This is a genomic window from Leptospiraceae bacterium (genome assembly GCA_024233835.1).
Taxonomy (GTDB): Bacteria; Spirochaetota; Leptospiria; order Leptospirales; family Leptospiraceae; genus JACKPC01.
This window is the reverse complement of sequence record JACKPC010000003.1, coordinates 21,369-27,500: the sequence shown is the minus strand read 5'-3', so window position 1 is coordinate 27,500 and position 6,132 is coordinate 21,369. Positions and strand designations below refer to the sequence as shown.

6 protein-coding genes and 2 tRNA genes (1 of these 8 cut by a window edge) are annotated in these 6,132 nt (G+C 36.9%); 4 read left to right on the top strand and 4 right to left on the bottom strand.

Annotated features, from left to right (window positions below; translation table 11 throughout):
* The 4 genes from H7A25_14665 to H7A25_14650 all read left to right on the top strand — a co-directional run.
* A protein-coding gene (locus H7A25_14665; GenBank protein MCP5501144.1) for a DUF1574 family protein crosses the window boundary here: on the top strand, window positions 1-327 show its end. The gene continues 774 nt to the left of window position 1, outside the view; only the last 327 of its 1,101 coding nucleotides appear in the window; its start codon lies off the left edge, out of view; its stop codon occupies window positions 325-327.
* A 60-nt stretch (window positions 328-387) separates the two neighbouring features.
* A tRNA-Ile gene (locus tag H7A25_14660) sits at window positions 388-461 on the top strand.
* Window positions 462-473: 12 nt separating this feature from the next.
* Window positions 474-549, top strand: a tRNA-Ala gene (locus H7A25_14655).
* Window positions 550-721: 172 nt separating this feature from the next.
* The gene (locus H7A25_14650; GenBank protein ID MCP5501143.1) at window positions 722-904 is read left to right on the top strand and encodes a hypothetical protein; all 183 of its coding nucleotides are present in this window, start codon (window positions 722-724) and stop codon (window positions 902-904) included.
* A 43-nt stretch (window positions 905-947) separates the two neighbouring features.
* Here the strand turns inward: H7A25_14650 and H7A25_14645 are convergent, their stop codons facing one another.
* The 4 genes from H7A25_14645 to H7A25_14630 all read right to left on the bottom strand — a co-directional run bounded on the left by H7A25_14645 (window position 948) and on the right by H7A25_14630 (window position 6,128).
* Window positions 948-1,694 carry a hypothetical protein gene (locus H7A25_14645; GenBank protein ID MCP5501142.1) on the bottom strand — a complete coding sequence of 249 codons (747 nt, stop codon included), beginning with the start codon at window positions 1,692-1,694 and terminating at the stop codon, window positions 948-950.
* A 41-nt stretch (window positions 1,695-1,735) separates the two neighbouring features.
* Complete coding sequence (locus tag H7A25_14640; GenBank protein ID MCP5501141.1) at window positions 1,736-2,470, bottom strand: nitroreductase family protein; 735 nt, start codon at window positions 2,468-2,470, stop codon at window positions 1,736-1,738.
* Between the two features lie 53 nt (window positions 2,471-2,523).
* Complete coding sequence (locus H7A25_14635) at window positions 2,524-5,199, bottom strand: phosphoenolpyruvate carboxylase (protein MCP5501140.1); 2,676 nt, start codon at window positions 5,197-5,199, stop codon at window positions 2,524-2,526.
* A gap of 89 nt (window positions 5,200-5,288) precedes the next feature.
* Complete coding sequence (locus H7A25_14630) at window positions 5,289-6,128, bottom strand: SDR family oxidoreductase (protein MCP5501139.1); 840 nt, start codon at window positions 6,126-6,128, stop codon at window positions 5,289-5,291.
* Window positions 6,129-6,132 lie beyond the last annotated feature (4 nt).

Genomic DNA, 6,132 nt, shown 5'->3' with positions numbered 1-6,132 from the left:
AATTCTTTTGAAACTTACCATCCTTCTTATATGAGAATGTATCGAGAGTTTGCCAGGTTATGCAAAGAGCAGGGGATACAACTTGTCTTCTATAGTCCTCCTGTCCATAAGCTTTATACGCAGGCCAAAGAACCTTTTCATAGGCAGGAGTTATTATGGAAGAAGGAAATGGAATCCATAGCCCGGGAGTTTTCTGTTTTATACCTCGATTTTGAGTCAAAAATACCTTTGAAGTGCAGGTTTTTTGAAGATATTTCTCATATTTCTTCTTCCTGCTATCCGGAAGTGGTTGAAAAAATTCTTCTAAAATCCGGAAATCTCAGGTAGAAAAATATAAAAAAGACTTGACGATTTACTTCTTTATATTTATCTGTAAATACGTTGCAAGGGCCTGTAGCTCAGTTGGTTAGAGCACACGCTTGATAAGCGTGGGGTCATGTGTTCAAGTCACATCAGGCCCAGAAACGTATTGTGGGGTCATAGCTCAGCTGGGAGAGCATCTGATTTGCATTCAGAAGGTCATCGGTTCGATCCCGATTGGCTCCACCAAACTCCTAATTTCATGATATATTCAATTTTCCTTTCTTTATTTTTTTTAATATCTATTTATTTGATTTTTAAAAATACAAGCATACGACCGGGATTTAAAGAACTCTTCTTACTGAACCGTGCTTTTTTTCGCAAGGAGAAAGAGAACCCACTTTTTGAGGAAGGAGATAGAGTGAAAGTCTGGTTATATTTATCACTTTCCAGTTTTTTACTTTTACCTCTTATCTGGGGACTCTCTTTATTTTTAAAAACCGATTTCAATGTTATTATTGTGATTCTCTGGATGTTCTGGGTTTATAACTGGCTGAAGTACATCCTGCAAGAAAAGAAAAAGAAAGAAAAAAAAGCTTTCTGAAAAAAGTTTGGGACTGAGACTTTTCCTGCCTCAATCCTTTTTCTTAAATCCATCCTAAAGAAAGAAATACTACAAAGGCTATAATTCCAAAAGTAGCCATGGCAGAGACAATATAAATTTGATGTTTGGTTTCTTCAAGGTCGTATACTAAGTATGCAATTTCCCAGAAGGGTAGATAACCAGTTAAAAAAATAAGCCAGGGAAAGTTTATCTGCCACCAGAGATAATTCCATTGTAAAGCACCGATTGAATTCAGTATCATTTCTACAAATACGCAGAGCCAGGCCATAATAAAAGCCGTGAAATGTCGGTTATTAATTTTACCGAAAACCAGAGCATATTTGTTCTCGGGTAAGGCTTTTGTAGAGGCAAGACCCATGAGTAAGAACATGAAAATAATTTCCAGGTTCCAACCCATTAGAGGTTGATAAGCAGTAGGATAGGCACACATCCAGACGGCTGCAAATTTACCTGTGGCTGTATGGAATAAGCCATTCCAGATTTCATTAAAAACATCCATCAAAAAAAAGGCAAGACCTGCAAGTATTGTCGACCAGTTTTTCTTTCTTATTTCATCGAAATAGGCATTCAGAACAATAAGTAGTAAGGGGATTACATACCATTTAAACTGTTTGTAGTCTCTGAGTATGTTTTCAGCTTCTATAGTACCGATTCCTTTACCTGTATACCGAGTAAAAAAGGGAGTCGACCAGATGAATAAATAAGCCAGCCCGATAACAGACCAGATAAATAGAGTCTGCCTTTTACGAATGATTGGAAGACTTTGCATTGCAATATCCTTTCTAATTTTTTAGAGAAATCATATATTCTTTAAATCGTAAATATCACTTCTTCCGGCTTAAGTCGAACCCTTTGTCCGATAATTCCTTTTGGGGAGCGTTTTCCTACACTGACTATCATGGTGATTTCTGCGGCACTCGGTAAATTTAGTAATTTTTTTGCTCTTTCAGAATCAAATCCCTCCATGGGACAGGTATCATAGCCCTCAGCTGCCATACTTAGCATAAATGTTTGTGCGGCTAGCGCAGCTGATTTATGAGCAATGATGCGGACATCTGTAGCTGTAATTTCCCTGGGAGTTGGTTTATTCATTCCTAATATAGAACTGGAAATCTTTTTAATAAGAGAGCTCACACCAAAGGGATCGTTCATATATAAAGTAGGAATTAGTTTTTCATAATAATCTAATGTACTTTGCTCTTTTTTTCCTATTTTATCACCGAAGGATTCCCTCAGAGCTTTTACTAAAAATTGTTGTCTCTCTTTCCACTTATCCGGACGAATTACTATAGCTATAAGTTCATTGGCTGTTTTGGCAGAAGCCTGTGCCATACAATAATCTGCTAATTCTTCTTTTTTTTCGGAGGTTTTTACCCGGTAAAATTCCCATAATTGCATGTTGCTACTACTTGGAGCTAAAAGCGCCCTTTCAAGACTTCTAACTACAGCACCTTCGTCAAAATTTGCCTTTCTATCATATAAGCGTGTGGCTCTTCTGTGATTAACGATTGAATCAAAAGCTTTTGCGTTTTCTGAAAGTTCCATATATATCCTTCTCTATCTTACTATTTTCAGATATTTCATTACGTTTAAAATTTTCAACCGGTATTTTTTAAGCCACCTGAAATCGAGTTCACCAGCATCAATAGAATTTGCATATATTTCTGATTTCCCTGGTATTCTCTCCACCTTTTAATGTGTTCTAATTGTTTTGTATGTAAAATCTGCAAGACAGGGTTTCTGAGCGACAGATAGAACTGTAAAGATTTTCTGCGGTTCATGCTAGGTTCTCCGAGTATTTCTTCAATCAAAGAAAGTCCTTTTTTGTATTCATTTAAAATATCATCGAGAAAGATCTTTTTTAACTCTGTAGATTTAACTAAACTTGCAGAATTTTGCATGATCTCCGGATCGGAATTCAAAAGATTTGTTTCCACATGGATTAAAGTATATCGTAAGAAATTCCAGTTAGCTACAGATTTTTTCAAAATTTCAAAATCGCCTGGTTTTTCTTTCTTTAAAGCTTCAAGTGCTGTCCCGATGCCGTACCAACCGGTGAGGTTAAATCTGGATTGATTCCAACTGAAAACCCAGGGAATTGCCCGTAAATCTTCTATGGATCGTTTTCCCGTTCTCCTCGGGGGTCTCGAACCTATTTTACTATTTTCTAAAACATCGATAGGTGTTGCCTGACTGTAAAAATCTATAAAGCCAGGTTTTTCTATGAGCTCTCTGTATTTTTGATAACTATTTTGAGCCAGGTCAGAAATAATAGAAGCAGGGAAGTTTGTTTCATTCTCCGGATACTTATAAAAGCTTAGTTGTTTTGCAATTCCCGATACTAACATCTCAAGGTTATAAACTGCATTGAGGAGGTTTGCATATTGCTGAGCGATGGTTTCGCCCTGAACGGTTAACTTTAATTTACCGGAAACTGAAGCGTAAGGCATGGATTCTAAAAAGCGATGGATCTTTCCTCCACCTCTACTGATTGTACCTCCTCTTCCGTGAAAGAACCTCAATTCAATATTATGTTTCTTGCTCAGGTCGGTAAGTATCTTTTCTGTTTCATATAGATTCCATCTGCTGGCCAGGATACCACCATCTTTATTGCTGTCACTGTAACCCAGCATGACTTCCTGAATCACCTTTTTTCCGGAAAGTGAATGACGCATTTTTGTAATGGGGTGTTTTAAGAAAGAATCTAATATACTTTTACTATTTTTTAGATCGGGGATTGTTTCAAAAAGAGGAACTACCTGTATGTCTGTTTTGAGCAGGCCTACTTCTCGCATAAAGATATATACTACAAGCAGATCGGAAAGTCCCCTGGTCATACTGACAATAAAAGAGCCAATTCCTTCAAAACCATATTGTTCTATATGCTCCTTTACTACCCGGTAGTATCCCAGTACATTATCTGCTTCTAAACCACAACTGATTCCCGGCAGCAAAAAGGGTCTATTAGATTTTAGTTCTTTATTTAAAAAGTCTATCCTCTTTTCTTCTGACCAATCTGAGAAGTTACATTCTTTTTGACCTGAGGCTTCTAATATTTGATTAAAAGCTGTATCGTGGTATTTACTATTTTGTCGTATATCCAGCTTGGCCATAAAGAATCCGAAAGCATTAACAAATCTTTCTATGGGGAATAATTCGGTTTCGACTATTCTATTTGCTCTGACTGCAATCAGGGTTTTTCGTAGAAATTTCAAATCGTCTTTTAGTTCTTTTGAATTGGAATAGTAAGTATCTTCGTCGTTTGTATTCTGCTTGATTGTATTTTCTATTTTTAAAAGTAGTAAATTTGTATATTGTCTCCAGGGTTCACTAATGTTTTTATTAACAGCCTCTTCTCCTTTTTCTCCCATTGTTTTATGAAATAAGATAATTTTTGCTTCTAATTCTATGGGAACATTATTTGAATAATCAGAAAAGCTAAGAGATTTGGCTAAATTTGTAATTCTCGCGTGGATAAGCTCCAAAGCAGCAATTCTATGGACTTGCAGGGTTTCTTTTGTAACTTCAGGAGTAACATAAGGATGTCCGTCTCTATCTCCTCCTACCCAGCTTCCGAAAGATAATTTAGGAAAATTATCCGGATCTTTTAGAAATTCAGGATTGAACCCCGCATTTTCCCAGGCAGAAATTAGTTTTTTATCTAAGAGAGGTAAGGCCTGTGGAAACACATTCTTGAAGTAGTGTAATACATTATTTCTTTCTGAGGCTATATCGGGTCTTTCGAGATAGATTTCCCCGGTTCTCCAGAGCATTTCCAGAATTGATTTTATATCATTCTGGATATTTTTCTTTTCTGCCGGTGTCCATATCGGGTTTTCTTTTTTTACCAGAAGAAGATAAAGTTGCCGGTGTAATTCTAATACGGTTATCCGTTTTGCTTCTGTAGGGTGGGCTGTTAAAACAGGATTGGCTTCAATATCCGGAAGTAGGGCTTTAATTTGTTCCTCTTTCAAACCTCTATTTTTCCAGAAAGCGAAGGTTTCTTCCCAGGAGCCCCTGATGGCTTCTGCTTCTACTTCAGATTCTAATTTTCTTCTGAATTGATTCGCTGCATTTTCTTCGACCATATTCAAGAGTTGAAAAGATATGGAGTATGCCTGAATTAGTTTTTCATCCGGAACTTCTATATCTGAATTATCCTTGTTTACCCAGGGTAGTTTTTCGGCGACAGACTCTTCTTTTATGTCAACAAGCATTTCATAGAAGCAACTCATTAAATAATTAAGGTCAGTTTGAATTTTTTCAAGACTCATTTCTTCCAGATTTCTTCTCATAATTTATCCTCTATTAGTAATGCAATATTATAATATACTGGTAATCACTTTCTTCCATATACAAAAATTTAAGCTCTTATGTTGTAACCACCATCTACATTACGTATTTCACCGGTAACTCTTAAATCAGGTCGAAACAGATAAGCTGCTTCCTGGGCCATGTCTTCCGGTCTTGCGTTTCCGAGGGGACTTTGAATGTCACAATATTCTACAGCCTCTTTGAGTCCCTGTATGGCACTGCCTGCTTTACTACCTGTATAAGGAGAAAAACGAATTCCATTGACTTTGATGGCATGAGATTTGCCGAGTTCAAAAGCTAATTCGCGGATGATTCTTTCTAAGGCAGCTTTTGCTACTCCGATATTCTTGTATGGGTGTTGGACGACTTTTTCAGCACCTATATAACTGAGAGCGAGGATAGATGAATTTCTTTGTAAGACATTACTTGTTAGCAAAACTCTTGTCAGGGGAATCAAGGAATAAGCTGAGACTTCCATTGCCTGAAAAAATTCTTCTTTACTGATTTCCAGTAAGGGCTTTACAACAATACCGGATTTAATCGATTTATCCATCGCAATGGAGTGTAAGAATCCATTGAGTTGTATATCTTTTTTCTTTAAAATATTCGCCAGATTTTCTATGCTCTGATCCAATGTGACATCGAGGGGTAGGGTGAGAACATCAGCACCTAATTCATTTTTTATAGTTTGAGTAAAACTATCGTAAGTATTATCGAGGTAAGAAATTGCTTTTTCGGAAAGATTCTGGTGATAAGGGGTCTTCCCTAAACCGGTACAAACGAGCTTGCCTCCTTCTTTTTGAATCTGTCTGGCGATATGTAAAGCCAGAGAGCCGGAATCAATGATTCCTGTGATTAAAAAGGTTTTTCCATCTAATGAATGACTCATAAAA

Coding starts and splice junctions, on each gene's coding strand:
- H7A25_14640 (MCP5501141.1), bottom strand. CDS start 2,470: ATGGAACTTTCAGAAAACGCAAAAGCTTTTGATTCAATCGTTAATCAC.
- H7A25_14645 (MCP5501142.1), bottom strand. CDS start 1,694: ATGCAAAGTCTTCCAATCATTCGTAAAAGGCAGACTCTATTTATCTGG.
- H7A25_14630 (MCP5501139.1), bottom strand. CDS start 6,128: ATGAGTCATTCATTAGATGGAAAAACCTTTTTAATCACAGGAATCATT.
- H7A25_14635 (MCP5501140.1), bottom strand. CDS start 5,199: ATGAGTCTTGAAAAAATTCAAACTGACCTTAATTATTTAATGAGTTGC.